This is a genomic window from Aeromicrobium sp. Leaf350 (genome assembly GCF_916858655.1).
GTDB lineage: Bacteria > Actinomycetota > Actinomycetes > Propionibacteriales > Nocardioidaceae > Aeromicrobium.
The window spans coordinates 453,235-477,562 of the sequence record NZ_CAKASL010000003.1 but is presented as its reverse complement, the minus strand read 5'-3'; the positions used below and the strand labels follow the sequence as shown (position 1 = coordinate 477,562).

At 70.7% G+C, this 24,328-nt stretch carries 29 protein-coding genes and 1 tRNA gene; 12 read left to right on the top strand and 18 right to left on the bottom strand.

Annotated elements, in window-relative coordinates; translation table 11 throughout:
- Window positions 1-2: 2 nt before the first annotated feature.
- The 3 genes from LO931_RS15940 to LO931_RS15930 are packed head-to-tail and all read right to left on the bottom strand — an operon-like array spanning window position 3 to window position 2,030.
- Window positions 3-899, bottom strand: coding sequence for a dihydropteroate synthase (locus LO931_RS15940; protein WP_229054839.1), 897 nt, complete (start codon window positions 897-899; stop codon window positions 3-5).
- The gene (locus LO931_RS15935; protein WP_229054838.1) at window positions 896-1,663 is read right to left on the bottom strand and encodes a dihydrofolate reductase family protein; all 768 of its coding nucleotides are present in this window, start codon (window positions 1,661-1,663) and stop codon (window positions 896-898) included. Before LO931_RS15935 ends, LO931_RS15940 begins: the two co-directional genes overlap by 4 nt.
- A 31-nt stretch (window positions 1,664-1,694) precedes the next feature.
- Window positions 1,695-2,030 (bottom strand): gamma-glutamylcyclotransferase family protein, encoded by a 336-nt coding sequence (locus LO931_RS15930; protein ID WP_229054836.1) that lies wholly within the window; start codon window positions 2,028-2,030, stop codon window positions 1,695-1,697.
- Window positions 2,031-2,107: 77 nt separating this feature from the next.
- On the opposite strand from LO931_RS15930, the gene LO931_RS15925 reads away from it, so the two are divergent.
- On the top strand, window positions 2,108-2,911 hold the full coding sequence (locus tag LO931_RS15925) for an enoyl-CoA hydratase-related protein (RefSeq protein WP_229054834.1): 804 nt from the start codon (window positions 2,108-2,110) through the stop codon (window positions 2,909-2,911).
- 106 nt (window positions 2,912-3,017) lie between these two features.
- A complete protein-coding gene (locus tag LO931_RS15920) occupies window positions 3,018-4,844 on the top strand; it encodes a phosphoenolpyruvate carboxykinase (GTP) (protein ID WP_229054833.1) in 1,827 nt (608 codons plus the stop codon).
- An 85-nt stretch (window positions 4,845-4,929) separates the two neighbouring features.
- On the opposite strand, the gene LO931_RS15915 is transcribed toward LO931_RS15920, so the two are convergent.
- Complete coding sequence (locus tag LO931_RS15915; protein ID WP_229054832.1) at window positions 4,930-6,084, bottom strand: serine hydrolase; 1,155 nt, start codon at window positions 6,082-6,084, stop codon at window positions 4,930-4,932.
- A gap of 55 nt (window positions 6,085-6,139) precedes the next feature.
- Between LO931_RS15915 and LO931_RS15910 the strand changes: the two genes are divergently transcribed.
- A complete protein-coding gene (locus tag LO931_RS15910; protein ID WP_229054831.1) occupies window positions 6,140-6,544 on the top strand; it encodes a DUF6314 family protein in 405 nt (134 codons plus the stop codon).
- Window positions 6,545-6,695: 151 nt separating this feature from the next.
- Here LO931_RS15910 and egtD read toward each other — a convergent pair whose 3' ends face one another.
- Complete coding sequence (gene egtD / locus LO931_RS15905; protein WP_229054830.1) at window positions 6,696-7,673, bottom strand: L-histidine N(alpha)-methyltransferase; 978 nt, start codon at window positions 7,671-7,673, stop codon at window positions 6,696-6,698.
- A complete protein-coding gene (gene egtB / locus LO931_RS15900) occupies window positions 7,670-8,944 on the bottom strand; it encodes an ergothioneine biosynthesis protein EgtB (protein WP_229054827.1) in 1,275 nt (424 codons plus the stop codon). The genes egtD and egtB overlap by 4 nt, the downstream gene beginning before the upstream one ends.
- A gap of 132 nt (window positions 8,945-9,076) precedes the next feature.
- Between egtB and LO931_RS15895 the strand changes: the two genes are divergently transcribed.
- The 3 genes from LO931_RS15895 to LO931_RS15885 all read left to right on the top strand — a co-directional run bounded on the left by LO931_RS15895 (window position 9,077) and on the right by LO931_RS15885 (window position 9,990).
- Window positions 9,077-9,286 carry a hypothetical protein gene (locus LO931_RS15895; RefSeq protein WP_229054826.1) on the top strand — a complete coding sequence of 70 codons (210 nt, stop codon included), beginning with the start codon at window positions 9,077-9,079 and terminating at the stop codon, window positions 9,284-9,286.
- Between the two features lie 75 nt (window positions 9,287-9,361).
- Entirely contained in the window at window positions 9,362-9,541 is a 180-nt protein-coding gene (locus LO931_RS15890; protein ID WP_229054825.1) for a hypothetical protein, read from the top strand.
- Window positions 9,475-9,990 carry a GAF and ANTAR domain-containing protein gene (locus LO931_RS15885; RefSeq protein ID WP_229055159.1) on the top strand — a complete coding sequence of 172 codons (516 nt, stop codon included), beginning with the start codon at window positions 9,475-9,477 and terminating at the stop codon, window positions 9,988-9,990. Before LO931_RS15890 ends, LO931_RS15885 begins: the two co-directional genes overlap by 67 nt.
- A gap of 4 nt (window positions 9,991-9,994) precedes the next feature.
- On the opposite strand, the gene LO931_RS15880 is transcribed toward LO931_RS15885, so the two are convergent.
- Window positions 9,995-10,070, bottom strand: a tRNA-Thr gene (locus LO931_RS15880).
- A gap of 49 nt (window positions 10,071-10,119) precedes the next feature.
- Between LO931_RS15880 and LO931_RS15875 the strand changes: the two genes are divergently transcribed.
- Both LO931_RS15875 and LO931_RS15870 read left to right on the top strand, forming a co-directional pair.
- Window positions 10,120-11,277 (top strand): alanine racemase, encoded by a 1,158-nt coding sequence (locus tag LO931_RS15875; protein ID WP_229054822.1) that lies wholly within the window; start codon window positions 10,120-10,122, stop codon window positions 11,275-11,277.
- Complete coding sequence (locus tag LO931_RS15870) at window positions 11,274-12,578, top strand: D-arabinono-1,4-lactone oxidase (RefSeq protein WP_229054821.1); 1,305 nt, start codon at window positions 11,274-11,276, stop codon at window positions 12,576-12,578. The genes LO931_RS15875 and LO931_RS15870 overlap by 4 nt, the downstream gene beginning before the upstream one ends.
- A gap of 28 nt (window positions 12,579-12,606) precedes the next feature.
- On the opposite strand, the gene LO931_RS15865 is transcribed toward LO931_RS15870, so the two are convergent.
- From LO931_RS15865 to cysS, 4 genes are read right to left on the bottom strand one after another with little or no spacing between them, the layout of a single operon-like run.
- Window positions 12,607-13,851, bottom strand: a complete 1,245-nt coding sequence (locus LO931_RS15865; protein ID WP_229054820.1) for a hypothetical protein — start codon at window positions 13,849-13,851, stop codon at window positions 12,607-12,609.
- Window positions 13,852-13,898: 47 nt separating this feature from the next.
- On the bottom strand, window positions 13,899-14,378 hold the full coding sequence (locus LO931_RS15860) for an SRPBCC family protein (protein WP_229054819.1): 480 nt from the start codon (window positions 14,376-14,378) through the stop codon (window positions 13,899-13,901).
- Window positions 14,379-14,422: 44 nt separating this feature from the next.
- A complete protein-coding gene (gene rlmB / locus LO931_RS15855) occupies window positions 14,423-15,367 on the bottom strand; it encodes a 23S rRNA (guanosine(2251)-2'-O)-methyltransferase RlmB (protein WP_229054817.1) in 945 nt (314 codons plus the stop codon).
- Window positions 15,367-16,773, bottom strand: a complete 1,407-nt coding sequence (gene cysS / locus LO931_RS15850; protein WP_370636152.1) for a cysteine--tRNA ligase — start codon at window positions 16,771-16,773, stop codon at window positions 15,367-15,369. The genes rlmB and cysS overlap by 1 nt, the downstream gene beginning before the upstream one ends.
- Window positions 16,774-16,848: 75 nt before the next feature.
- Between cysS and ispF the strand changes: the two genes are divergently transcribed.
- The gene (ispF, locus tag LO931_RS15845) at window positions 16,849-17,316 is read left to right on the top strand and encodes a 2-C-methyl-D-erythritol 2,4-cyclodiphosphate synthase (RefSeq protein WP_229054816.1); all 468 of its coding nucleotides are present in this window, start codon (window positions 16,849-16,851) and stop codon (window positions 17,314-17,316) included.
- Between the two features lie 78 nt (window positions 17,317-17,394).
- On the opposite strand, the gene LO931_RS15840 is transcribed toward ispF, so the two are convergent.
- A complete protein-coding gene (locus tag LO931_RS15840) occupies window positions 17,395-17,880 on the bottom strand; it encodes a CarD family transcriptional regulator (RefSeq protein WP_229054815.1) in 486 nt (161 codons plus the stop codon).
- Window positions 17,881-18,054: 174 nt separating this feature from the next.
- On the opposite strand from LO931_RS15840, the gene LO931_RS15835 reads away from it, so the two are divergent.
- Complete coding sequence (locus LO931_RS15835; RefSeq protein ID WP_229054814.1) at window positions 18,055-18,660, top strand: copper chaperone PCu(A)C; 606 nt, start codon at window positions 18,055-18,057, stop codon at window positions 18,658-18,660.
- Between the two features lie 68 nt (window positions 18,661-18,728).
- Here LO931_RS15835 and phoU read toward each other — a convergent pair whose 3' ends face one another.
- Entirely contained in the window at window positions 18,729-19,379 is a 651-nt protein-coding gene (phoU, locus tag LO931_RS15830; protein ID WP_229054813.1) for a phosphate signaling complex protein PhoU, read from the bottom strand.
- Between the two features lie 134 nt (window positions 19,380-19,513).
- Between phoU and LO931_RS15825 the strand changes: the two genes are divergently transcribed.
- Both LO931_RS15825 and LO931_RS15820 read left to right on the top strand, forming a co-directional pair.
- A complete protein-coding gene (locus tag LO931_RS15825) occupies window positions 19,514-20,650 on the top strand; it encodes a cell wall metabolism sensor histidine kinase WalK (RefSeq protein WP_229054812.1) in 1,137 nt (378 codons plus the stop codon).
- A complete protein-coding gene (locus LO931_RS15820) occupies window positions 20,651-21,331 on the top strand; it encodes a response regulator transcription factor (protein WP_229054811.1) in 681 nt (226 codons plus the stop codon).
- A 14-nt stretch (window positions 21,332-21,345) separates the two neighbouring features.
- Here LO931_RS15820 and LO931_RS15815 read toward each other — a convergent pair whose 3' ends face one another.
- From LO931_RS15815 to LO931_RS15795, 5 genes are read right to left on the bottom strand one after another with little or no spacing between them, the layout of a single operon-like run.
- Window positions 21,346-21,678: a TfoX/Sxy family protein gene (locus LO931_RS15815; protein WP_229054810.1), complete on the bottom strand. Its 333-nt coding sequence runs from the start codon at window positions 21,676-21,678 to the stop codon at window positions 21,346-21,348.
- Between the two features lie 15 nt (window positions 21,679-21,693).
- Window positions 21,694-22,440 carry a phosphoglyceromutase gene (locus LO931_RS15810; RefSeq protein ID WP_229054809.1) on the bottom strand — a complete coding sequence of 249 codons (747 nt, stop codon included), beginning with the start codon at window positions 22,438-22,440 and terminating at the stop codon, window positions 21,694-21,696.
- 25 nt (window positions 22,441-22,465) lie between these two features.
- Window positions 22,466-22,948: a hypothetical protein gene (locus tag LO931_RS15805; RefSeq protein ID WP_229054807.1), complete on the bottom strand. Its 483-nt coding sequence runs from the start codon at window positions 22,946-22,948 to the stop codon at window positions 22,466-22,468.
- A gap of 4 nt (window positions 22,949-22,952) precedes the next feature.
- Window positions 22,953-23,474 (bottom strand): hypothetical protein, encoded by a 522-nt coding sequence (locus LO931_RS15800; RefSeq protein WP_229054805.1) that lies wholly within the window; start codon window positions 23,472-23,474, stop codon window positions 22,953-22,955.
- On the bottom strand, window positions 23,462-24,295 hold the full coding sequence (locus tag LO931_RS15795) for a hypothetical protein (protein ID WP_229054804.1): 834 nt from the start codon (window positions 24,293-24,295) through the stop codon (window positions 23,462-23,464). Before LO931_RS15795 ends, LO931_RS15800 begins: the two co-directional genes overlap by 13 nt.
- Between the last annotated feature and the right edge of the window lie 33 nt (window positions 24,296-24,328).

Genomic DNA, 24,328 nt, shown 5'->3' with positions numbered 1-24,328 from the left:
GCTCAGGCGAGCGAGTCGACCAGCGAGACCGCCTCGAGCACCGCGCGGACGTGGGCCACCTCGTGCGTGCGGTAGACCCCCGTTCCACCCAGGTGCCCCAGGACGGCGAAGAATCCCTCGGCCGTGCGGAACTGGTCCTCGAAGACGTCGAAGGCGTGCGGCAGCGAGTGGCAGATCGGCGCCCCGAGCCGGCGCAGCCGGAACGAGCTCACCAGCGTCGTCGCCTGGTAGCGGGCGCGTGAGGCCGGGTCGTGCATCCGGAAGCCGAATCCGATGCCCGGATCGATCGCCAGGCTCGGCACGCCCAGCTCGGACGCCCGCTCGAGGCGCCGACCGAACGCGTCGAGCATCTCCTCGAACGGATCGTCCTGGACGTCGGTGCCGTCGAGGTCGCGGGCGTGGACCCCGCGGATGTGGCACAGGATCACGGTCGCGCCGTGCTCGGCGGCCTGGGCGAACATGACGTCGTCGTCGCCCGAGCCGGTGAGGTTGAGGACGGTGGCCCCGGACTCCAGGCCCACGCGCGCCACCTCGGTGTCGTAGCACTCGACCGACACCGGGATGCCCTCCGCGCTGATCGCCTCGACGACCGGACGGAGCGCCCGGAGCTGCTCACCCGGGTCGACGCCCGAGGCCGAGGGTCGGCTGGACTCGGCTCCGACGTCGACCACGTGGGCACCCTGGGCGACCTGCACGCGGGCCTTGCGCAGCGCCGACTCGGCACTGACCGCGATGCTCTCGCGGTAGGCGGAGTCGCGCGACAGGTTGACGACCCCCATGAGCACGGGATCGACGTCGGTGTCGATCGAGCGGTCGCCGATCGTCAACGGCTTCACGGGCTGGTCGAGGTCGTCGGCGTACCGTTCCGCCAGCCGTGCCAGCTGTCCGAGCCAGGTCACGACGACGTGAGGAGGTAGCGGGCCATCAGGAAATCATCCCCCACGAGCAGGCCGGCCAGCTCACCCCGCACCGCCTCGGACAGCAACGGGGTGGACGGCGAACCTGCGGTACCCACGAACATCGGGGACACCGTGATGTCGGCCTCGTCGACGACGCCGGCGGCCAGCAGGTCGCGCAGGAGGTGCGGGCCGCCCTCGCAGACGATGCGAGGGAGCCCACGACCGACCACGGCCTCCACGAGACGCTGAGGTGCGAGGTCGTCCAGCGTCACGACGTCGACACGGTCGTGGGCCGCGGCGGTGCGCTCGGGCGTGGCCGAGCCGTCCGTCACCACCACCGGCGGGTGCGTCGACTCCGCCCACACCGGCAGCTGCCACGGCAGGTCGAGCGACCGACTGACGACGACGAGGACGGGAGCGTCGAGCTGACCTGCGGCCCGACGGTCCGCGAGGTCGGCGTCCTTGGCCCGCATCGGGGTGTACTCCTCGGCACGCAGGGTGCCGGCGCCCACGAGGACGGCGTCCGCACGACGTCGCACCTCGCCGAAGACGAGTCGGTCGGCGTCCGAGGAGACCGACCCGCTGACGCCGTCGCCGCCGGCGGCGGCTCCGTCGAGCGTCGTGGCCATCATCGCGCGCACCCACGGGCGGTCGTCGGGCCAGCGGTAGAGATCCGTGAGGCGATCGGTGTCGACGGACCTCCCCTCGAGGCCTGGGCCCCACGTCTCGCGCAGGGGTGTCGGGCGGGCGCCGGAGGACGTCATACGGGCAGCCTAGGCAGGATCACCGAAATCATCAGGCGAGCGCGTACACCCAGGCCGTGCGACCGGACTGCAGCGGCACCTCGACCCGCCGGTAGGCGTCGACCTCGTAGGCGTCGGCCGCCGCGAGCTGCTGGTCGTCGAGCACGAGCACGACGCCGTCGACCCGCGCGTCGGGGTCGGAGCTCGGCAGCAGGACGGGATGCACCTCGATGCCGCTGAGCTCGAGCACCCGCGGGTCCTCGATCCGCACCTCTCCCAGCACGTGGCCGACGACGGCGTCCGCCTCGCTCGGCACGGGCCCGCCGAACACGTCGGCCTGCACCGCCGGGAGGCGGAGCGTCCCGTAGGAGAAGAGGAGATAGGTCATGCACCCAGTGTCGGGGACCGCTACCGCCGGCACTGCGGACCCGGTGCGGTCACCGCTGACTGCGCTAGGGTCGCGGCATGACTGACCTGACTCCTGGCACCCGGTCCGGCGACGCCGTCGGCTCGTCCCTCGACCACGACGTCCTGACCGTGTGGCTCCGCCGTGGCTCGACCCTCAACGCGGTCAACACCGAGATGCTCGACGATCTCGCTGACGTCGTCGAGGGTGCCGCCGAGACGGGCGCGAGGGTCATCGCGCTGCGTGCCGAGGGACGCGGCTTCTGCTCCGGCGCCGACATCGGCGGCGACGTGAGCGCCGACGACGGGCCCCCGGCGACCGACACGATCGTCGCCGGCGAGCGTCTGGTGCGAGCCCTGACGACCTCTCCCCTGCCCGTCGTCTCGGTGGTCCAGGGACCGTGTGCCGGCATCGGCGTGCCGATCGCGCTCGCCGCCGACATCACCCTCGCGAGCGACCAGGCGTTCTTCATGCTGGCCTTCACCAAGATCGGCCTGATGCCCGACGGCGGGGCGAGCGCCCTCGTCGCGGCGGCGGTCGGCCGCGCCACGGCCATGCGCATGGCGCTGCTCGCCGAGCGCGTCACCGCCGAGGAGGCCGCGGCGCTCGGGCTCATCGCGTCCGTCTCGCGGGCTGACGCCTTCGACGCCCACGTGAGCGACGTCCTCGCCCGACTCTCGAACGGCCCCTCCGTCGCGTACGCGCGGACGAAGGCCGCGGTCAACGACGCGACCCTCGGGAGCCTCGACCACGCCTTCGCGGTCGAGCTCGACGGTCAGGCGGGGCTCCTGGCGGCCGACGACTTCACAGAGGGCACCACGGCCTTCCGCGAGAAGCGCGCCGCGAACTTCACCGATCGCTGACCGACGCCCCTCGATGCTGCCGGGCCCCACGTCGCCCGTATGTGGCACGATGCCCTGCAAGGTGCCCGCGGAGGCACCCTGTACAACCGAGAGGAACCCACGGGCGATGACCGACGTCGACGCAACCCTGGACGCTGCCGGACTCACCAACACCCACGTGCGCGAGTACGTGAAGCACTGGTTCGAGGTCACCGGAGCCGAGCGACTTGAGGTCGTGAACGCCAGTGACGACGACCGCCTGGTCGCCGAGGCCGTCGAGGCCGGTGAGCTCCTCCCGGTCGGCGAGGGCCGCTACTACTCGCGCAGCTACTTCAAGGACACCGCCCGCGCCGAGGAGCGCACGATCGTCGCCACGAGCGACGAGAACGACAAGGGCATCTACAACAACTGGCGTCCCGCGGCCGAGATGAAGGACAAGCTGGTCGGCCTCATGACCGGCGCGTCGGCCGGCAAGACGATGTACGTGATCCCCTACCTGATGGCGCCTCCCGGCTCCCCGCTGGAGGAGTTCGCAGCCGGTGTCGAGCTGACCGACAACCGCAACGTCGTCATGCAGATGATCCGCATGGCGCGCGTGGGCGTGGAGTACATCAACGACCTGGGCGCCTCGTTCGTCCACGCCGTGCACGTCACGGGCGACCTGCCGAACCTGGGCCAGGGCACGCCGGAGGACCAGCGCTACTTCGTGACGGTCGCCGACGAGCGCACGATCCTGCACTTCGGCTCGTCCTACGGCGGCAACGCGCTGCTGGGCAAGATCGCCCACGGCCTGCGCCAGGGCTCCTACGACGGCTGGAAGAACGGCTTCCTCGTCGAGCAGTTCATGCTGCTCGGCGTCGTCGACAAGGAGACCGGCAAGAAGTACCACATCTGTGGCGGCTTCCCCTCGGCCTCGGGCAAGACGAACCTCGCCATGACGCTGGCCCCCGACGCGCTGGGCGACCGGTACTACGTCGAGTTCTACGGCGACGACATCGCGTGGCTGTGGGTCGGCGAGGACGGCAAGCTCTACGGGATGAACCCCGAGAACGGCGTCTTCGGCGTCGCGAAGGACACCAACGAGAAGACCAACCCCACCGCGGTCGACTCCATCGTGCCCGGCACGGGCGCGATCTTCACCAACGTCGCCTACAACGCCAAGACCCAGGAGGTCTGGTGGGAGGGCAAGGGCGACAAGCCGGCCGACCTCGACGGCTGGGAGGACTGGAAGGGCGACCTCATCGCCGACCGCACGGGCGACGAGGTCGACGCCCCGTGGGCCCACCCGAACAGCCGGTTCACCACGACGCTGGCCAACGTGCCGAACGTCGCGAAGGACTTCGAGAACCCGGCGGGCGTCGAGATCCACGGCGTCATCTTCGGTGGCCGCACCCGTGACCGCGAGCCGCTGGTGCGCGCGATCAACGACGTCGCCGAGGGCGTGTACGACGGCCTGACGCTGGGCGCGGAGGCCACGGCCGCGGCCGACGGCCTGGAGGGCGTGCTGCGGTACGACCCCATGTCGATGCGCCCCTTCATGTCGTACTCCGAGGCTGACTACGCCGCGCACTGGCTCGAGGTCTTCAGCCGGGCCACGACGAAGCCGATCTTCGCGCACGTCAACTGGTTCCAGCGGGGTGACGACGGCCGCTTCCTGTGGCCGGGCTACCGCGAGAACCTGCGTCCGCTCGTGTGGCTCATGCAGTACATGAACGGTGAGGTCGAGGGCGTCGAGACGCCCGTCGGCGTCATCCCGAAGCGCGAGGAGCTGCTGCTCGAGGGTCTGGACGAGCAGGGCCTCGCCGACCTCGACACGGTCCTGACGATCGACATCGAGCGCTGGAAGCAGGAGATGAGCCACCGCGAGAAGCACCTCGCGCAGTTCGACGGCCTGCCGGAGGAGATCTGGGAGGCGCACCGCCGCGTCGCCGCCGCGCTCGACGCCGCCGAGTAGTCACGCAGCACTGACGCCGCAGGGGCGGGCCCGATCCGGGTCCGCCCCTGCGGCGTTCCTGCGCCTGCAGCCGGCAGTGCCCGGGTCACACGGCGTGGACGGCCGACCAGAACGTGTCGAGGTAGTCCGCGCCGTTCGGGTCGCCCAGGCCGTGCTGGGTCAGCAGCACCGCTCCGAGGCCGGCGGTGGGATCGACCCACATCGACGTGCCCGTGCCTCCGTGCCACCCGAACCTCCCGACGTGCGAGCCGGGGTAGGCCGGCTCGAGGTCCACCGCGACGCCGTGGCCCCAGCCGAGCTTCGGGCCGAGGTCGGCCTGCGCCATCACCCGCGCCTCGTGACCGAGTCGGTCGCCCGCCAGGTGGTGCAGCACCGCCGCCGGGACCACCGGCCCGCGCGGGCCGGCACCGTCCTCGAGCAGCAACGACACGAAGGCGGCCAGGTCGGCAGCGGTCGAGAGCAGTCCTGTCGCGGCCGAGCGGAACGCCGGTCGCTCGGCCAGGGAGGGGTCCGCCTCCGGTGACACCTCGACGTGCCCACCGCTGCCGTCGGGGAAGAACTGGGCGGGCACCCGACCGAGCTGGTCCGGGCCGACCTGCCAACCGGTGTCGGCCATGTTCAGCGGCTCGAGCAGCCGCTCGGCCAGGATCTCGTCGAGCCCTGCTCCTGCGGCGCGTTCGAGCACGACTGGCAGCAGGTCGAACGACATCTGGTAGAGCCAGCCCTCACCCGGCTGGTGGGCCATCGGGACGTCGCGGAGGCGCCGCACCCACTCGTCCGGCTCCAGCGGGCTCGGCTGCCACGTCGACTCCAGCTCCGTCTCGACCTGGGCCCGCTGCAGCGGGGTGCCCTCCAGCACGGGGCTCCACCCGAGCCCGGCGCCCATCTCCAGGACGTCGGCGACGGTCAGGTCGCGGGCGGGAGGGACGACGTCGTCCAGCTCGGCGCCCGGCGACCGCAGCACCTGCCGACCCTCGAGCTCCGGCACCCAACGGGTGACCGGGTCGGCGAGACCCAGCACGCCCTCCTCGACGAGGATCCTCGTGAGGACGCCCACGACCGGTTTGGTGAGCGACGCGATCCGGAAGATCGTGTCGTCGGAGCAGGTGCCTGCCGACTCGACGTGGACCGTCCGCTGCTCACCCCTGCCCACCACCAGGGCCCACGTGGCGCCCGGGAGGTCGCCGTCGTCGATCAGCTGGGTGAGGGCGGTGCGCACCCGGGGCTCGAGGTCGGTCATGTCCTCATCGTCGCAGCGACTTGACCCGCCCGCCCGCGACGACCAGGCTCGACGCGTGAGCTCCACCGACCCTCGTGACCTGCTGGGGACCTGGCAGCTCTCCCGCCGGGTCGACGACCGGCTCGGACCCGTGCGGCACGTCCACGGCACCAGTGAGCTCAGCCTGGACGACGACGGCCGCATCCGCTGGTCCGAGAACGGCACCATGACGTGGGAGGGCGGATCGGCACCGATCTACCGCACCCTGTTCGTCGAGCAGCGCGACGACGGCTGGTGGGTCACGTTCGACGACGGCCGCGACTTCCACCCGTGGGAGACCGATGCGCCCGTCGTGCACCCGTGCGGTGCCGACGTCTACGAGGGCCGCATCGACACCGCGGCGTCAGACGCGTGGGCGGTCGTCTGGAACGTCACCGGGCCCGCCAAGGACTACACGATGACGTCCCGACTCACCCGCTGACCCGACCCGCTGACCCCTCGCGAGTGCGCTTGTTACCGCTCGGGAGTGAGCTTGTCACCGCTCGTCCGCCGACCAGGCGAAATACTCACTCCTGACCACAGACAAAGTCTCTCGCCAGGGGTAACAAAGTCTCTCGCGAGCGGTCATTGGGTCAGGGGAGGCGGCGGGCGAGGGTGAGGGCGAAGTCGCCGTCGGTCCAGAGGTGGTCGGTCGCGAAACCGGCGGCCGCGAGCTCGTCGCGGAGCTGGTCGGGCCGGAACTTCGTGGAGATCTCGACCCGGATCTCCTCCCCCGCCGCGAGCTCGACGACCAGGTCGGCGCCCGGCAGGGTGACCCGCTGCGGGGTCTCGGCCCGCAGCCGGAGGTCCATGCGCTCCATCGCGGGGTCCCAGAACGGCACATAGGTGAAGGCGTCGAGGTCGAAGTCGGCGCCGAGCTCCCGGTTGAGCACCGCCAGGCTGTTGGTCACGAAGGCCTCCGTGACCCCCGCCGAGTCGTTATACGCGGCCACGAGGCGGTCAGCGTCCTTCACGACGTCGGTGCCGAGCAGCAGGAAGTCGCCCGGCGCCAGGGAGTCGGCCAGCGCGCCGAGGAACGCGGCCCGCTCCTCGACGTAGAAGTTGCCGATCGTGCCACCGAGGAACGCCACGACCTTGCGGTCACCCGAGGGCAGGTGGCCGAGGTGGAGGGTGAAGTCGCCGACGAGGGGCTCGACCGTCAGGCCCGGGTAGCGCTGCACCAGCATGCTCGCGGCCGAGCGCAACGTCGCCTCGCTGACGTCGACCGGGACGAAGCGCCGCAGGATGCCGCCCTCGGTGAAGGCGTCGAGCAGCGTGCGGGTCTTGTCGCTCGTGCCGCTGCCGAGCTCGACGAGGGTCGAGGCGGCGGTCTCGCGCACGACGTCGGCGGCGTGCTGGGCGAGCAGACGGCGCTCGGCCTCGGTCGGGTAGTACTCGGGCAGCCGCGTGATCTGGTCGAACAGCTCGGACCCACAGTCGTCGTACAGCCACTTCGGCGGGAGGGTGCGCGGCACCGAGCCAAGCCCCCGACGGACGTCGGCCACCAGGCTGCTCGTGGTGCCCTCGGCGTCGAGCGCCACGTGCACGGACGGTTCAGGCGGCCGGCTCATGCCGGAGCCCCGCCGTCGGCCAGGCGGACGCCCGTCATGGCCCAGCGCGCACCCGGCGGGAAGAAGTTGCGGTAGGTGTGCCGCGCGTGACCCGCAGGCGTGAGAGCGGAGCCGCCGCGCAGCACCATCTGGCCCGACATGAACTTGCCGTTGTACTCACCGATCGCACCGGCCGGGGCAGAGAAGCCGGGGTACGGCAGGTACGCCGACCCGGTCCACTGCCAGCAGGAGTCCTGCACCTGCCGCAGGCGTCCGGTGGCCGGCTCGGCAGCGCGGGGGTGCAGCGTGGGTCCGGATCCGGAGAACGAGGGGCCGGGGCCCGCGACGTCGACCGCGTGCTCCCACTCCGGTTCGGTGGGCAGGCGGAGACCCCGCCAGGTGGCGTAGGCGTCGGCCTCGTAGTGGCTGACGTGCGTGACCGGCAGACCCGGATCGACCGGGTGCGTGCCGTGCAGGGTGTGCTCGGACCACGTGCCGTCGTCGTCGCGCCAGTAGAACGGGGAGCGCCACTCCTCGGCCTTGACCTTCGCCCAGCCGTCGGAGAGCCACAGCTCGTGGCGCTCGTAGCCGCCGGCGGCCATGAACTCCATCCACTCGCCGTTGGTGACGAGCCGGTCGGCGACGCGGTAGGGCTCGAGCCAGGCGCGGTGCCGCGGGAGCTCGTTGTCGAAGCTGAACCCTGAGCCCTCGTGGCCCACCTCGACCAGGCCGCCCTCGACGTCGATCCAGCCCATCTCGTCAGGCTCGGACGGCACGGCGGGCGCACCGGCGTAGACGGGGCGGAGCGGGTTGACCGAGAGCACGTGCTTGATGTCCATGAGCAGCAGCTCCTGGTGCTGCTGCTCGTGGTGGAAGCCGAGCTCGATCGTGGAGCCGAGCTTGTCGAGCGTGCCGCCGTCGACGCTGCTGATCAGGTCACGCACGCGGGCGTCGACGTTCTGCCGGTACAGGCCGACGTCGTGCGCGCCTGGCCGGGTGATGTAGCCCCGGTCGGCACGGGTGTACCGCGGCCCGACGGCCTCGTAGTAGCTGTTGAAGAGGAACCAGTACTGCTCCTGGAAGGGCGAGAAGTGCGACTCCGCCTCGGCCAGCAGGAAGGTCTCGAAGAACCACGTGACATGGGCGCGATGCCACTTGGTGGGCGAGACGTCGGGCATCGACTGCACCGTCTGGTCCTCGGGCGAGAGGGGCTCGGCCAGGGCCTCGGTCTCGGCGCGCACCTGCTCGAAGCGCGCCTCCAGCTGGGCGGGGTCCCACAGCGGTTCCGGCATCCTCGACTCCTCGCCTCGGTTGACCTCAACGATAGGCACCGGCACCGACAACTGCACGGCACGTGGCGGCTCTCGGCGAGAAGTTCACCCAGTTCTCACGTGGGGCGAGCCGGCGGCGTGCCACGATGCCGCATGACGTCGTCGCCCCCGCCTCCACCGCCGCCCGAGCAGCAGCCGCCGTACTACCAGCACCCGCAGCAGCCGCAGCCGTTCCTGCCGCCCTCGTCGTCCGGTCCGATCATGCCGGGATGGGCCTGGGTGCTGGTCGTGGTCTTCGGCGGCGTCGTCCCGATCGCTGCCGGCATCATCGCCTTCGTCGTGGGCTGGAACACCGGGTACTGAGGGACCGCAGCGGCGCTCGAGCCCCCGTCGAGCTTCACCTGGCGTTCTCGGACCGCGACGCTAGAATTTTCAATCATGCTCGACGCAGTGCAGCGATTTGCTGAGTTCTCCCGATTGATGAGTGCCGAGAAGGGCCTCCAGGCAACGCTCGACCTCGCCGTCGCGATCGCCCTGGAGACCACGCCCGGCTGCGAGCACGCCAGTACGAGACCACCTCCGGGCCGTGCCTCCAGGCCGTCGCCGACGTCGAGCTGACCGCGAGCACCGACCTCAGCCGCGACGAGCGCTGGCCCCAGTGGACGCCGACCGTGCAGCGCGAGCTCGGGATCCGCGGCGTCCTGAGCCTTCCGCTCGTCACCGACCGCCTCCGCGGCTCGCTGAACCTCTACTCGTCCGTCGCCGGCGCCTTCGACCCCTCCGGCGTGCCCGAGGCGCAGGCGCTTGCCGCCCACATCGCGGTGGCGATGGAGGCCGCCCAGAGCAAGGACGGCCTCGAGACGGCCGTCGTGAACCGCACCGTCATCGGCCAGGCCGAGGCCATCCTGATGCAGCGCTACGGCGTGTCGGCCGACGAGGCCTTCGCCGTGCTCGCACGCACCTCGCAGGCCGCCAACCGCAAGCTGATCGACATCGCTCGCCAGATCGCCGAGGCCCGCGTCGACCCGGACGTCGTGCTCGGGTCGATCCGCCAGACCGACGGCTGAGTGATGGAGCCCCCGACAGGAGTCGAACCCGCGACATCTTCTTTACAAGAGAAGCGCTCTACCAACTGAGCTACAGGGGCGTACGGCGGAAGCCGCGTACGACATCGTAGTCGTGGGCATACTGAGGCCGTGACCGACGCCGCCCATCTTCTCGACGCGACGCGCGACCTGCCCGCGCCGCTGGCCCTGCTCGACGGCATCGCGCTCGACGCGAACCTGGCGGACCTCGCCCGGCGCGCCGACGGCGTGCCGATCCGCGTCGCGACGAAGTCCGTGCGCGTCCGATCCGTCATCGACCGGGCGCTCACCGACCCCGCGTTCCGGGGCCTGATGACGTACTCGCTGGCCGAGAGCGTCTGGCTCGCGGACCTCGGGCACGACGACATCCTGCTTGCATACCCCACCGTGAACGCACCGGCACTGCGCGACCTCGCCGCCGAGCAGCACCGCCTGGACGCGATCACGGTCATGGTCGACTCCCTGGACTCCCTCGACGCGATCGACGGCGTCCTCGGGCTGCGGCACCCGACCGTGAAGGTCTGCCTCGACGTCGACGCCTCGCTGAAGGTCGGCCCGGTGCACCTCGGCGTCCGCCGCTCCCCCGTGCACAGCGCCAAGCAGGCGCGGCGCCTGGCCGAGGCGATCTCCCGGCGACCTGGCTTCGACCTCGCCGGACTCATGTTCTACGACGCCCAGATCGCGGGCCTGCCCGACAGCTCCGCCGCCGTGCGCCTCGTGAAGAAGCGGTCGGCCGCCGAGCTGTTGGAGCGCCGCTCCGAGGTCGTCGAGGCCGTGGGCGCCGTGGCCGACCTCCGGGTCGTCAACGCCGGCGGCACGGGAAGCCTCGAGGTCACCGGCGCCGACCCCGCCATCACCGAGCTCACGGCCGGATCCGGGATGTTCTGTCCCACGCTCTTCGACGGGTACGAAGCCTTCGAGTCGCGACCCGCCGCGTTCTTCGCCCTCGACGTCGTGCGGCGGCCCGCCCGCGGCATCGCGACGTGCTTCAGCGGCGGCTACGTCGCGTCGGGGCCGGCCGGCGACTCCCGCGTGCCGACGCCGGTCCACCCCGAGGGCCTGTCACTCGTCGGCACGGAGGGCACCGGAGAGGTCCAGACCCCCGTCACGGGCAAGGCCGCCCGGCAGCTCCGCCCCGGCGACCGCGTCCTGTTCCGCCACGCGAAGGCGGGCGAGATGTGCGAGCGCTTCGACGCCGTGCACGTGGTGGGCGAGGGCGACGTCGAGACCCACCCGACCTACCGCGGCGAGGGGAAGAACTTCGGATGACGACCTCGACCACCTGGAGCAACTGGGCCGGCAACGTCCGCACCTCCCCCGTGGCGCTGGAGCACCCCGCCTCGACCGCGGACGTGCAGGCCCTCGTCGCCCGTGCCGCGCGCGAGAAGGTCACGATCAAGGCCCACGGAGCCGGCCACTCGTTCACGTCCATCGCCGCGACCGAGGGCATCAGCCTCAGCCTGTCCCGCATGAATCGGGTGCTCGACCACGACACCACCACGGGGCTCGTGCGCGTGCAGGCCGGGATCTCGCTGCACGAGCTCAACCCCCTCCTGAAGGCGCTCGGACTGGCCCTGCCCAACCTCGGCGACGTCGACCCGCAGTCGGTCGCCGGCGCGATCTCCACCGGCACTCACGGCACCGGCGGACGCCTGCACGGCATCGCCGCGGCAGTCGAGGCCCTGCAGCTCGTGACGGGTGACGGCGAGGTGCTCGAGATCGGCCCCGACCACGCGTGGGCCCGCGCCGTGCCGGTCGGTCTCGGTGCCCTCGGCATCGTCACCGAGGTGACGCTCCGCTGCGTGCCGGCCTTCCTCCTGGAGGCGCGCGAGGAGCCCGCGGAGCTGCCCGACCTGGTCGGCCGCCTCGACGAGCTGGCCGACGACTACGACCACGCCGAGTTCTACTGGTTCCCGCACACCGAGAAGGCCCTGCTCAAGCGCAACAGCCGGGTGCCCTCCGGCACGGAGCCGCGGCCGCTCAGCCGCCTGCGCCACTGGTGGGACGACGAGCTGCTCTCGAACACCGTCTACGAGCGTGTGCAGCGCGTCGCCGCCCGCCGACCCTCGGTGATCCCCCGGATCAACTCCGTGTCGGGCTCGATGCTCGGCGCCCGCACGTACGTGTCGGACTCCTACGACGTCTTCGTCTCGCCCCGTCGGGTCCGATTCCGCGAGTCCGAGTTCGCCGTGCCGCGCGCGGCCCTGCCCGCGGTGATCGCGGAGCTGCAGGCGTGGTTCGCGGCCCGCCACGAGCTGGTGTCGTTCCCGATCGAGGTGCGCTTCACGGGGGCCGACGACGTGTGGATGTCGACCGGCTTCGAGCGCGACAACGCCTACGTCGCGGTGCACCAGTACCACCGCACGGATCCGACCGCCTACTTCGCCGCCGCCCAGGACGTCTTCACGGCCCACGAGGGCCGCCCCCACTGGGGGAAGATGCATACCCTCGGATCCGAGTACTTCCGCGAGCGCTACCCGCGCTTCGACGACTTCCTCGCGATCCGCGAGGAGACCGACCCGCGACGGCTGTTCACCAATCCCTACCTCGACCGGGTGCTGGGGACCTGAGCCCCAGCACCCGGTCGGGGCGCCGCGGTCAGTGGCTGTGGCCTGCGTGGTCGGCGTTCACGACCACCAGACGGCCGGGCCCACCCTCGACCTCGGTGGTCTCGAGCGCACTGGTCGCGAGGTCGAGCGTGTGGATGGCTCCCGCCTGCGGGTCGGTGATCCACACCGTGTCGCCGGCCACCGCGAGGTACGGACGCGGCTCCTGCCAGTCGTCGGTCTTCTCCCACTCGGCGATCGCGGGCACCGTGGTCACCTCGCCGCTCGCCAGGTCGACCACGCGCAGCGCGCCGTCGGTGCCGACGACGATCGCACGCCCCTCGCTCACCACGAGGTTGCTGAACGGCGCACCGAGCTCGACGGCGCGCGACGCGCCGGTCGCCGTGTCGTAGAGCGCGAGCTGCGAGCCGAGCTCCGGACGGTCCTCGGCCGACAGCGCGCCCGCGACGATCGTGCTCTCGTGGTCGGACGCGAGGGTGCCCGTGCCGGCGCCCTCGACGGGCGAGGGGATCGAGGTCGCCTGGCCCCCGTCGACGACGAGGATGCCGGTGCCACAGCCGAAGGCGTAGCCCGTCTCACCGACGTGGCTCTCGCCGTGCAGACCGGGGCAGGTCTCGAACCGGTTGGTCTCGGCGCCCGTGGCGTCGAGCACGGCGACGCCGGTGGCCTCACCGTCGGCCGAGACCGAGGCGAGGAATCCGCCGTCGGCGGTCGGCACGGCGACGCCGTGGTGCGGCTCGCCGACCTCGAACATCTGCGGCTCGATCGTGCCTCCCTCGAGCTCGTCGTGGTCGAGCACGCCGAACGCCCCGAGGTCGTCGAACCAGATGACGCTGCGCTCGTCGTCGCTGACCGCGTGGTACGAGAGGCCGTCCAGGTCGAGGGCCGTGCTGCTCGGGTCGAGCGTGAAGGAGTGGCCGTGGTCGCCGTGCGCCTCGGTCCAGGTGCCGGAGTCGACCAGGCCGATCTTCTCGTCCTGGTGGGCCAGCGTGAAGACGTGACGACCGTCGGCGGCGGTCTGCACGTAGACGGCCGAGTCGGTCTCGACGGTGCCGAGCGACTCGATCGTGGTCGCGTCGAAGAACTCGACGTGGTCGGGGTACGCGACGACGAGACGGGGCTCGGCGTGGTCGACCTCGACCGGCTCGGCCGCGGTGGCTGCCGTGTCGTCGTCGGCGTCGGTCTCGGTTCCACAGGCGGCCAGGCCCAGTGCCACGGCACCGAGCACGGCCGCGTGGCGGCGTCGCAGGAGAAGGGAGCAAGCAGGAAGGATCATGGGCGTCACCCCATCACTTCCTGAGAACGATTGTCAATTCCATCTAGTCAGACGTCGAGCTGCTCCGCTCCGAGGCGGCGGAGCAGCGCGCTCGAGAAGCCTTTGCCCATCGAGGCGAGCACGCCCTGCATCGAGGTCGTGACCGCTGGTTTGGTGAGCCGCGGCAGCGGCAGGTCGACCCGCACGGTCAGGTCGATCTTCAGTCGTGTCCCCTGCTCGACCTCGCTCAGCAGGTAGATGCCCTCCACACCGGCCCGTTCCCGCTCGCCCTCGGGCGGGTCGTGCACGAACGCGATCCGGTCGGGCTCGTCGGTCTCGAGCCGCACGGTGAACGCCGGAGCGATGCTGACCCCCAGGCCGGGCACGTTCTGCAGCTGCCAGCGCCAGTGGTCACCGTCGGCCTCGATCCGCTCGACGAGCGGAGTCATCTCCGCGATCGCCGAGGGATCGACGAGCGCCGCCCACACGTCGGCGCGGTCGGCCGTCACGACGGCCTCGGAGGTCCTGCTCGTCTCGAACCAGGTCATGCACCCATCCTGCGGGCGCGCGACCGAAGCCGCGCGCCGACGGATCAGCGCTGCTGCGAGACGGCGTAGAGGGCGATGCCCGCGGCGACACCCGCGTTGAGGGACTCCAGGTCCGAGGCCATCGGGATGCTCACGAGCTGGTCGCAGTTCTCCGCGACGAGTCGCGAGATGCCCTTGCCCTCGCTGCCGATCACGACGACGAGCGGTCCGTCGGAGAGCTCGAGGTCGGGCAGCGACACGTCGCCGTCGGCGGCCAGGCCGATGACCATGAGTCCGGCCTCCTGGTACGCCTTGATCTGGCGCGTCAGGTTGGTCGCCCGCGCCACGCGCACGCGCGCGGCAGCGCCGGCGGAGGTCTTCCAGGCCGAGGCCGTCATCTGGGCCGAGCGACGCTCGGGGATGACGACGCCGTGGGCGCCGAAGCCGGAGGCGGAGCGCACCACCGCTCCCAGGTTGCGCGGGTCGGTGACGCCGTCGAGCACGAGGATGAGCGGGTCCTCGCCGCGCTCGGCGGCCAGATCGATCAGGTCGTCGGGGTGCGCGTAGTCGTAGGCGTTGAGCTTGGCGGCGATCCCCTGGTGCACGGCCCCGCCCGTCAGCCGGTCGAGCTCGTTGCGGGAGATCTCGAGCATCGGGACGTGGTGCTCCGACGAGAGGCGGAAGATCTCGCGCAGGCGCTCGTCGCGCTCGATGCCCTCACCGATGTAGAGCCCGGCCACGGGCACCTTGGCGCGCAGCAGCTCGACCACCGGGTTGCGGCCGGCGACCCACTCGGGACCGCCGTCGCTGCCCTTGCGCTTCGGCCGGGCGGCCTGACGCTTGTCGGCGGCGCGGGCCATCTTGTAGGCCTTGTGGTTGGGACGCTCCTCCGCGCGCGGCGTCGGCCCCTTGCCCTCGAGCCCCTGGCGGCGACGGCCGCCGGACCCGGCGGTGGGGTTGCCCTTGCCGGACTTCTTGATCGCCCCTCGGCGCTGGCTGTTCCCTGGCATCAGAGTCCCTTCACGGACCACCGCGGACCGTGCGGCGTGTCCTCGATCTCGATTCCGGCGGCCGTGAGCTGGTCGCGCACACGATCGGCCGCCGCGAAGTCCTTGTCGGCGCGCGCGGTCGCGCGCTGCTCGAGCAGGTCGCCCACCAGGCTGTCGAGCGCGGAGCCGGCCCCGGAAGGGTCCTGCCGTCCGCTCCACACCGGCGACAAGGGGTCGACCCCCAGCACGTCCAGCATGCCTCGCACCTGGGCGAGCGTGGTGACGAGCTCAGGTCCGCCGGTCGCGAGCTGGCCGTTGCCGCGGGTGACGACACCGTTCAGCACCGCCAGCGCCGCGGGCACGGACAGGTCGTCGTCCATCGCTGCCGCGAAGTCGGCCGGCACCTCGCCCGGCTCGCCCGGGCCAACCAGCTCCGCGGCGCGCGTGACGAATCCCGCGATGCGCTCGAAGGCGACGGCCGTCTCGCCGAGCGCCTCCTCGGAGTACTCGATGATCGAGCGGTAGTGGGCCGCGAGCAGGTAGTAGCGCACCGCGATGGCGGGGAAGCGCTTCACGACCTCGCTGACCGCGAGGGTGTTGCCGACGCTCTTGGACATCTTGGCGCCGCCGAGGTTCAGCATCGCGTTGTGCATCCACCGTCGGGCGAAGGCCTGGCCGGCCGCCGTGGACTGCGCGAGCTCGTTCTCGTGGTGCGGGAAGCGCAGGTCGAGGCCGCCGCCGTGGATGTCGAACTCGTGGCCGAGGTACTTGGCCGCCATCGCGGAGCACTCCAGGTGCCAGCCGGGTCGGCCGCGGCCCCACGGCGTTGGCCACGAGGCCGACTCGGGGTCGCCCTCCTTGTGGCCCTTCCAGAGCGCGAAGTCGCGGGCGTCGCGCTTGCCCTCCGGCGGCGCGTCCTCGGCCGCCTGCATGTCGTCGACCTTCTGGTTGCTGAGCTCGCCGTAGGCGGGCCAGGAACGCACGTCGAAGTAGACGTCGCCGGAGCCGTCGTCGGCCGGGTAGGCGTGACCGCGCTCGATGAGCGTCTGCATCATCTCGATCATCTCGGGCACGTGGCCCGTGGCGCGCGGCTCGTACGTGGGGGGCGTGCAGCCCAGCACCTCGTACGCGGCATGGAGGGCTCGCTCGTTCTCGTAGGCCACGGCGTACCAGGGACGGCCCTGCTCGGCGCCCTTCGCGATGATCTTGTCGTCGATGTCGGTGACGTTGGCGACGATCGTGACCTCGTAGCCGGCGCGCTCGAGCCACCGTCGCAGGACGTCGAAGACGACCTCCTTGCGGATGTGGCCCAGGTGCGGCGGGCCCTGCACCGTGAGGCCGCAGTGGTAGATGCCCACGCGGCCGGGGACCACCGGCACGAGGTCGGTCGTCTCCCGGCTGACGGAGTCATAGAGCCGCACAGTCACGGCCCCAGCCTATCGGCCCTGGGACCCTGCCCCTTCCACCGTGACGCGGGGGCGTCGTGCGGCATGATCGACGACATGAGAACCGGCATCGGCACCGACGTGCACCGGCTCGTCGACGGGCGTCCCCTGTGGGTCGCAGGGCTCCTCTGGCCGGACGCCGTCCAGGGTCTCGACGGGCACTCGGACGGCGACTGCGCGGCCCACGCGATGGTCGACGCCCTGCTGAGCGCCGCCGCGCTGGGCGACATCGGCTCGGTGTTCGGAGTCGACGACCCCCGCCGTGCCGGCGCCTCCGGGGTCGAGTTCCTGACCGAGGCCGCTGCTCGCGTCCGCGACGCGGGCTTCGAGATTGCCAACGTGGCGGTGCAGGTCATCGGCAACACGCCTCGCGTCGGCACGCGCCGCGCGGAGTCGCAGGAGGTGCTGGGCGCCGCGATCGGAGCCCCGGTGAGCGTGTCGGGCACCACGACGGACGGCCTCGGGCTCACGGGCCGCGGCGAGGGCGTCGCGGCGATCGCGACCGCCCTGCTGCTCGACGCCTGACACGCGCTGCGGCACCCCCACAACGAGCTCGACCACCGGCGGCGAACCGCGCGGTGGTCGAGTGCTGTTGGTGCGAGATCAGCTGGCGAGGACCTCGTCGAGGCGGGCCTCGGCCTTGTCCTCGTTGGTGTTCTCGGCGAGCGCGAGCTCGGAGACCAGGATCTGACGCGCCTTGGCGAGCATGCGCTTCTCGCCGGCCGAGAGACCGCGGTCGTTGCCGCGGCGCCAGAGGTCGCGGACGACCTCCGAGACCTTCATGACGTCACCGGAGTGCAGCTTCTCCAGGTTCGCCTTGTAGCGACGCGACCAGTTGGTCGGCTCCTCGACGTGCTCCGCACGCAGGACGCTGAAGACCTTCTCGAGACCGTCGGCATCGACCACGTCACGCACACCGACGAGGTCGAGGTTGCAGGCGGGGACGCGGACGACCAGGTCGTTCTGCGCGATGATGCGCAGAACCAGGTAGTCGCGGTCCTCTCCCTTGATCTTTCGGGTCTCGATGTCTTCGATGACTGCCGCCCCGTGATTGGGATAGACAACCGTTTCGCCGACCGTAAAAGTCATGGAGGAAGCACCTTTCCTAGAGAACCCACTTTACCACGGCGCGCTCAGGCCGTTCTTGGCCGTTTTTCATGCCGGACGCCTGCGAGCGTGCGACGACGGCACTCGGTGGCTCGTCGGTCACCTGACTTCGCTAGGATCGGCCCCGTTGCCCGCCCCCCGCGAAAGGCCCTCGCCGTGCGTCTCGCCCGCCACCGTCGAACCCTCGCCGCGACCGCCGTCGCCGCGCTCGTCCTGACCGTCGGTGCCTGCGGCACCAGCTTCAACGCACAGACGAACCAGCAGTACCAGGCCAGCATCGGCGCCGACGACCGCGCCGCCGACGTCCAGGTGCTCAACGGCCTGCTCGTCACGGGCGAGAACGGCAGCGCCACGCTCTCGGCCACCCTCATCAACACGACCGACACCGACCAGCGCCTGACGGCGGTCTCGCTCGTCAGCAGCGCCGGCATCGAGCTCCAGCTCGTCAGCACCGACACCGAGGACCTCGTGATCGCCCCCGGCGAGGCCCGCACGCTCGGCCTGGCCGACGACAGCACCCAGCGGCTCGGCAGCAAGGTCTACACGACCTTCGGCATCGACACGATCGGGCTGTACTACACGCTGACCCTCACGTTCGCCGACGCCGGCGACCTCGAGATCAAGATCCCGTCCGTCGCCCGCAACGCGATCTACGCCGACGTGGCGCTGCCGCCGACCGGCGACCCGGCCGAGAACCTCAAGGAGTCCGGTGCGGACGCCATGGAGCGCTCCGGCGAGCACGGCGAGTCCGGCGGCCACTGAGTCGTCCCAGCAACGTCGAAGGGCCCCGACCAGATCTCCTGGCCGGGGCCCTTCGACGTGAGGGCGGCTCAGTCCTGCGACGGCACCTCGCCCGTGACGAGGTAGACGACGCGGCGGGCCATCGAGACGGCGTGGTCGCCGATGCGCTCGTAGTAGCGACCCAGCAGCGCCAGGTCGATCGCCGGCTCGACACCGTGGTTCCAGCTGTCGCTGAGGAGCACGCGGAACAGCTCCTTGCGGAGCTTGTCCATCTCGTCGTCGGTGTCCTCGAGCTTCTCGGCGGCGACGAGGTCGCGGTTCGCCACGATGCGCGAGGCCGCGTGGATCATCTGGTCGGCGACCGAGGCCATGGCCATGATGGTCGGCTGCAGGTTGGTCGGCACGGCGACCTCGGGCATGCGCAGGCGAGCGACCTTGGCGACGTGGACGGACAGGTCGCCCATGCGCTCGAGGTCGGTCAGCATGCGCAGGGTCGCGACGAGCTGGCGCAGGTCGGTCGCGACCGGCTGCTGGGTGGCGAGGAGCAGCAGTGCGCGCTCCTCGATGCCCTCGATGGTCTCGTCGATGACCTTGTCGCCGTCGATGACCTGCTCGGCGAGCGGCGCGTCGGCGTTGAGGAGGGCGGCAGTGGCAGCGGCGACGGCACGACGCACGGAACCCGTGAGGGTCACCATGTCGTCGACGATCGCGTCGAGCTGCTCGTAGTAGAGATCACGCATGACCCCGAGGCTAGTCCGAGGCGGTGAACGATGGGCGACCTCCGGTGAACGAGACGTGAACGCCCGCAGAAAGCCCCGCGATGTCGGGGGTTGGAAGGCAAGGTCCAGGTGAACAGCGCCGTACGATCACGAGTGTGGACACAGAAGTCGCCTGGGTGCTCTCCGGAGCCGTCGGCCTCGTGCTCGGCGCCGCGATCACCTTCATCTGGAAGGCCGACGAGAAGCGGCAGATCGAGCCCGAGGCGGTCGAGGCTCCCCTGGTGCCCCCGGGGGCCGAGGCCGTGCTCCGCTCCCTCGCCTCCTCGGCCGTCATCGTCGACACCGACGACGAGGTCGTGCAGGCGTCGGCGCCGGCGGTCGCGCTCGGCATCGTGCGCGAGGGCGAGCTGCATCCCGAGTCGCTCGTCGAGCTGGTGCGCCAGGTCCGCCGCGACGGCCAGATCCGTGAGGCCGACGTCGAAGTCCCGATCAAGCGCTCCGCGCCGCTGCAGGTGCACGCCCGGGTCGCTCCGCTGACCTCGCGCCTCATGCTCGTGCTCGCCGAGGACCGCACGCAGGCCCAACGTCTCGACATGATCCGCCGCGACTTCGTCGCCAACGTGAGCCACGAGCTGAAGACCCCGATCGGGGCGATCAAGCTGCTGGCCGAGGCCGTGGGCGAGGCGACCGACGACCCCGAGGCCGTCACCCGGTTCTCGGGTCGGATGGGCGACGAGGCCGAGCGCCTCACCCGGCTCGTCCAGCAGATCATCGACCTCTCCCGCCTCCAGGCCGACACGTTGAGCGAGGACGCGGTCACGATCAAGGTCGGCGAGCTCGTCGCCGAGGCGTGCGAGCACTCGATGACCGAGGCCGAGTCCAAGGCCATCAGCCTGCGCTCGAGCATCGACGGCGACCTGTTCGTGCACGGCGACCGCGCCCAGCTGCACGCCGCCGTGAGCAACCTGGTCGAGAACGCCGTGACCTACTCCCCCGAGCAGTCCCGCGTCGCGGTCTCCGCCAAGCGGGTCGAGGACGACGTGAAGATCACGGTGTCAGACAACGGCGTGGGCATCCCCGCCTCCGAGCTGGAGCGCATCTTCGAGCGCTTCTACCGCGTCGACCCCGCCCGTGCGCGGTCGACGGGAGGGACGGGCCTCGGCCTGTCCATCGTCAAGCACGTCGCCGCCAGCAACGGCGGTTCCGTCGAGGTCTGGAGCGAACCTGGACTCGGTTCCACGTTCACGTTGGTGCTCCCGGCGTTCGACCCCGAGATCGATGAGGAGAAGTAAGTGACCCGAGTTCTGGTGGTCGAGGACGAGACCAGCTACAGCGAGGCTCTCTCGTACGTGCTGCGCAAGGAAGGCTTCGACGTCGCGATCGCCGAGACGGGTCCGGACGCCCTGCTGGAGTTCGACCGTGGCGGCGCCGACATCGTGCTGCTGGACCTGATGCTGCCCGGCCTGTCGGGCACCGAGGTGTGCCGGCAGCTGCGCCAGACGTCGGCCGTGCCGATCATCATGGTCAGCGCGAAGGACACCGAGGTCGACAAGGTCGTGGGCCTGGAGCTCGGCGCCGACGACTACGTGACCAAGCCGTACTCGCCGCGCGAGCTCGTGGCGCGCATCCGGGCGGTCCTGCGCCGAGGCACGGTCGACGAGATCGACGACACCGCGTCGCTCGACGTCGGCCGCATCCGCATGGACGTCGACCGCCACCTGGTCAGCGTCGAGGGCGAGGAGGTGCGCCTGCCGCTCAAGGAGTTCGAGCTGCTGGAGTTCTTCCTGCGCAACCCGGGTCGGGTGCTGACCCGCGGGCAGCTCATCGACCGCGTCTGGGGCGCCGACTACGTCGGTGACACCAAGACGCTCGACGTCCACGTGAAGCGGCTGCGCGCCAAGATCGAGCGCGACCCGGCGAACCCGGTGACCCTGACCACGGTCCGCGGACTCGGCTACAAGCTGGACGACTAAGCCGGCGCCCCGCCCTACTTCGGGGGCAGGGTGCGGGCGTAGGCGAGGGCTGACTCGAGCCACTCGTGCAGGGCGGCGTCGTCGGTGACGACGGAGGCGTCGACCAGCAGCCACCCCTTCATGGGGCGGCCGCGCATCACCATCGGCTCGACGCCCTCCTGGGCGCAGAGCTCGTCGGTGCGCACCGGGTCGCACCGCACCATCAACGCGCCGCGCGAGTTGGCGCACGCCGACATCCGGCCGCCGTCGAGGAAGGTCGTCCCTCCGAACATGCGGCGCTCGTCGACCACTCCGCGCTCGGCGAACCAGTCGCGAAGTCGGGCGACGAGGTCCGGGTCCTGCACCACGGTGGGCACCGAGGCCTAACGGCCCTGGTTCGCGACGGCAGCGATGGCGTCGGCCGCCGCGGCGGGGTCGAGGTACTCGCCGCCGGGCACGGTCGGACGCAGGTCGGCGTCGAGCTGGTAGACGAGCGGGATGCCGGTCGGGATGTTGAGGCCCACGACGTCGTCCTCGCCGAGGCCGTCGAGGTGCTTGACGAGCGCGCGCAGCGAGTTGCCGTGCGCCGTCACCAGCACGGTGCGGCCGTCGAGCAGGTCGGGCACGATCTCGTCGTACCAGTAGGGCAGCATCCGGTCGAGCACGTCGGCCAGGCACTCGGTGCGCGGCAGCAGCTCGTCGGGCAGCGCCGCGTAGCGGGGGTCGGCGGCCTGGCTGAACTCCGAGTCGTCGGCCAGGGCCGGCGGGGGCGTCGTGTACGAGCGGCGCCAGGTCATGAACTGCTCCTCGCCGAACTCCGCGAGGGTGGCCTTCTTGTCCTTGCCCTGCAGCGCACCATAGTGCCGCTCGTTGAGGCGCCACGAGCGCTTGACCGGGATCCAGTGACGATCGATGCCGTCGAGCACGATCTGCGAGGTGCGGATGGCGCGGCGCAGCAGCGACGTGTGCGACACGTCGGGGGCGATGCCCGCGTCGGCCAGCAGCGTCGCGCCGCGGCCCGCCTCCTCGACGCCCTGCTCGTTGAGGTCGACGTCGACCCATCCGGTGAACAGGTTCTTGGCGTTCCACTCGCTGTGCCCGTGGCGCAGCAGGACGAGCGTGTAAGTCATGGAGCGAGACTACCTACGCCGTCGCTCACCCCGTGAACCCCCGGACGCGAGCGCCTCGGAGCAGGATGCGCTCAGCGGCGAAGACCAGCATTCGGCACACCACGACGATCGCGACGACGAGGCCGAGTCGGCCCGAGGAGGCTGAGCCGTCGATCAGCCAGATCGCCGTCACGACGAGCAGGTACGGCGCACAGAGCGCCAGGACGAGCCCGACCGCCACGATCGACATCGCGCACCACGCGGCCACCCGCAGTCCGACGTTGCGCCAGCCGGACCCGCTCCGCTGCAGATACGGGATGTCGGGATCGGGCACCGGGCACGAGGCCGTCGCGCTCTCGTGCCCCAAGGGCCGTAGCCACCAGCGAAGGGTGCACGCCGCAACAGCGGCACCGATCGCGACGACGAGGCCTGCCTCCCGTGGGAGAGGCGTCAACAGCTCGAGCGTCGTCGCCACGGTGATCAGCCACAGGACACCGGCGCGCGTGACGGCTAGGCGGTCCGCTGTCACGACGTCAGAGAGCGATGCCGTGCCGCGCCGCGATCGGATCGACGATGTAGTGCTGAGCCAGCATCTGCAGTGCTCCACTCGCGACGATCACGAGAACGACCTCGCCGAATGAGGGGGCGGTGAAGGCTGCGAACACCAGGACGACCACGATCGTCTTGACGACGAATGCGGCGAAGAGAGCGACGACTGCTCCCATCACCAGAAGACCGGCTAGCGCCTTCCACCCCAGGTCGGACCACCACGGCACGTCCTCTTCATGGCCCGGCTCGGTGTCAGATTCTGGCTCGAAGGCCGGATCGGGATCTACACCCAGCGAGACGGCAGTCACGTGGATGAGTAGATAGGTCAAGGCGTAGCCAGCAGCACCCGCAACACCCCAGGACAGAGATTTCACGGCGTCGGCATGTGCGAAGAGCCGCGAGCACAGCAACACGTCGAGGAAACCAGCCAGCGCGAACGTCGCACAGTAGGCCGAGCGCCGGAACCGGCGGCGGCCTGCACGAGTGGCGCCATTTACGGCCAGCACGTCGACACGACCTCGTCGACTCCCTTCGCTCCGGAGAGCTCGTAGGCGATGGCTCGGACCGCATTCGCCTTCGACTTGTACTGCTTCAACACCTTGTAGAACTTTGCAGCGTTGCCGATCACCTTCGCGATCTTTCCCACTAGGTTGCCATTACTCGCTACGAAGATTCCGATGGCGGCACCGCACCGCGCGAGGTAGATGAAGTCAGGGTCCGCGACGACCGGATATGCAACTCCGTCAGCGCGGTGCTCAACGACCTGGACGAGCGTCGTGCCTCTCACCTCATATCTCGTCGGTACATCGATGCCGTCTGCATCAACAGCCCACGGCGCCTCTGAGACACCAAGCACTCTGCCGTCCGCGGCCAGCACCGCGACAGACCCGTCGAGTTGAACCTCGAGGGAAGCGACATCGCCCCCGACGTTGACCTCGAACTCCATCGGCGACTCCACCGAATCGATCTGGTTGAGTACCCGAAGACCGGCCTCAGTCGACTCCACCGTGACCAGGGTGTCGGGCCCAGTACCTTCGAACGTCTGAGAAACCGACCCGGCCGTCCCCTCGACGCGCTGGCCGGCCTCGACCGAGATCTCGAGCACAGCGCCGGGCACCCCAACGATCGCGGTGGCGTCAGACGAGGATGGGAGTACCGCCAGATCGTTCACCGCAGCAGGCTCTGCGCCCACGCTCTCGACGGCTTCGGCTGCCGGCGACGGCGACTCCGTTTCTGCCGAAGCATCACCCCCGCCGAGAAGGGTGACCACCAGTGCCGATGCCAGCACGGCGGCTACCCAGGAATAGCTGTGCGATTGCGTCTCCATGACAGTCCCCCTCGAGCGATACCCGTGCTTCGG

Coding starts and splice junctions, on each gene's coding strand:
- LO931_RS15935 (WP_229054838.1), bottom strand. CDS start 1,663: ATGACGTCCTCCGGCGCCCGCCCGACACCCCTGCGCGAGACGTGGGGC.
- LO931_RS15930 (WP_229054836.1), bottom strand. CDS start 2,030: ATGACCTATCTCCTCTTCTCCTACGGGACGCTCCGCCTCCCGGCGGTG.
- LO931_RS15925 (WP_229054834.1), top strand. CDS start 2,108: ATGACTGACCTGACTCCTGGCACCCGGTCCGGCGACGCCGTCGGCTCG.
- LO931_RS15920 (WP_229054833.1), top strand. CDS start 3,018: ATGACCGACGTCGACGCAACCCTGGACGCTGCCGGACTCACCAACACC.
- LO931_RS15915 (WP_229054832.1), bottom strand. CDS start 6,084: ATGACCGACCTCGAGCCCCGGGTGCGCACCGCCCTCACCCAGCTGATC.
- egtD (WP_229054830.1), bottom strand. CDS start 7,673: ATGAGCCGGCCGCCTGAACCGTCCGTGCACGTGGCGCTCGACGCCGAG.
- egtB (WP_229054827.1), bottom strand. CDS start 8,944: ATGCCGGAACCGCTGTGGGACCCCGCCCAGCTGGAGGCGCGCTTCGAG.
- LO931_RS15895 (WP_229054826.1), top strand. CDS start 9,077: ATGACGTCGTCGCCCCCGCCTCCACCGCCGCCCGAGCAGCAGCCGCCG.
- LO931_RS15890 (WP_229054825.1), top strand. CDS start 9,362: ATGCTCGACGCAGTGCAGCGATTTGCTGAGTTCTCCCGATTGATGAGT.
- LO931_RS15870 (WP_229054821.1), top strand. CDS start 11,274: ATGACGACCTCGACCACCTGGAGCAACTGGGCCGGCAACGTCCGCACC.
- LO931_RS15865 (WP_229054820.1), bottom strand. CDS start 13,851: ATGATCCTTCCTGCTTGCTCCCTTCTCCTGCGACGCCGCCACGCGGCC.
- LO931_RS15860 (WP_229054819.1), bottom strand. CDS start 14,378: ATGACCTGGTTCGAGACGAGCAGGACCTCCGAGGCCGTCGTGACGGCC.
- rlmB (WP_229054817.1), bottom strand. CDS start 15,367: ATGCCAGGGAACAGCCAGCGCCGAGGGGCGATCAAGAAGTCCGGCAAG.
- ispF (WP_229054816.1), top strand. CDS start 16,849: ATGAGAACCGGCATCGGCACCGACGTGCACCGGCTCGTCGACGGGCGT.
- LO931_RS15840 (WP_229054815.1), bottom strand. CDS start 17,880: ATGACTTTTACGGTCGGCGAAACGGTTGTCTATCCCAATCACGGGGCG.
- phoU (WP_229054813.1), bottom strand. CDS start 19,379: ATGCGTGATCTCTACTACGAGCAGCTCGACGCGATCGTCGACGACATG.
- LO931_RS15810 (WP_229054809.1), bottom strand. CDS start 22,440: ATGACTTACACGCTCGTCCTGCTGCGCCACGGGCACAGCGAGTGGAAC.
- LO931_RS15795 (WP_229054804.1), bottom strand. CDS start 24,295: ATGGAGACGCAATCGCACAGCTATTCCTGGGTAGCCGCCGTGCTGGCA.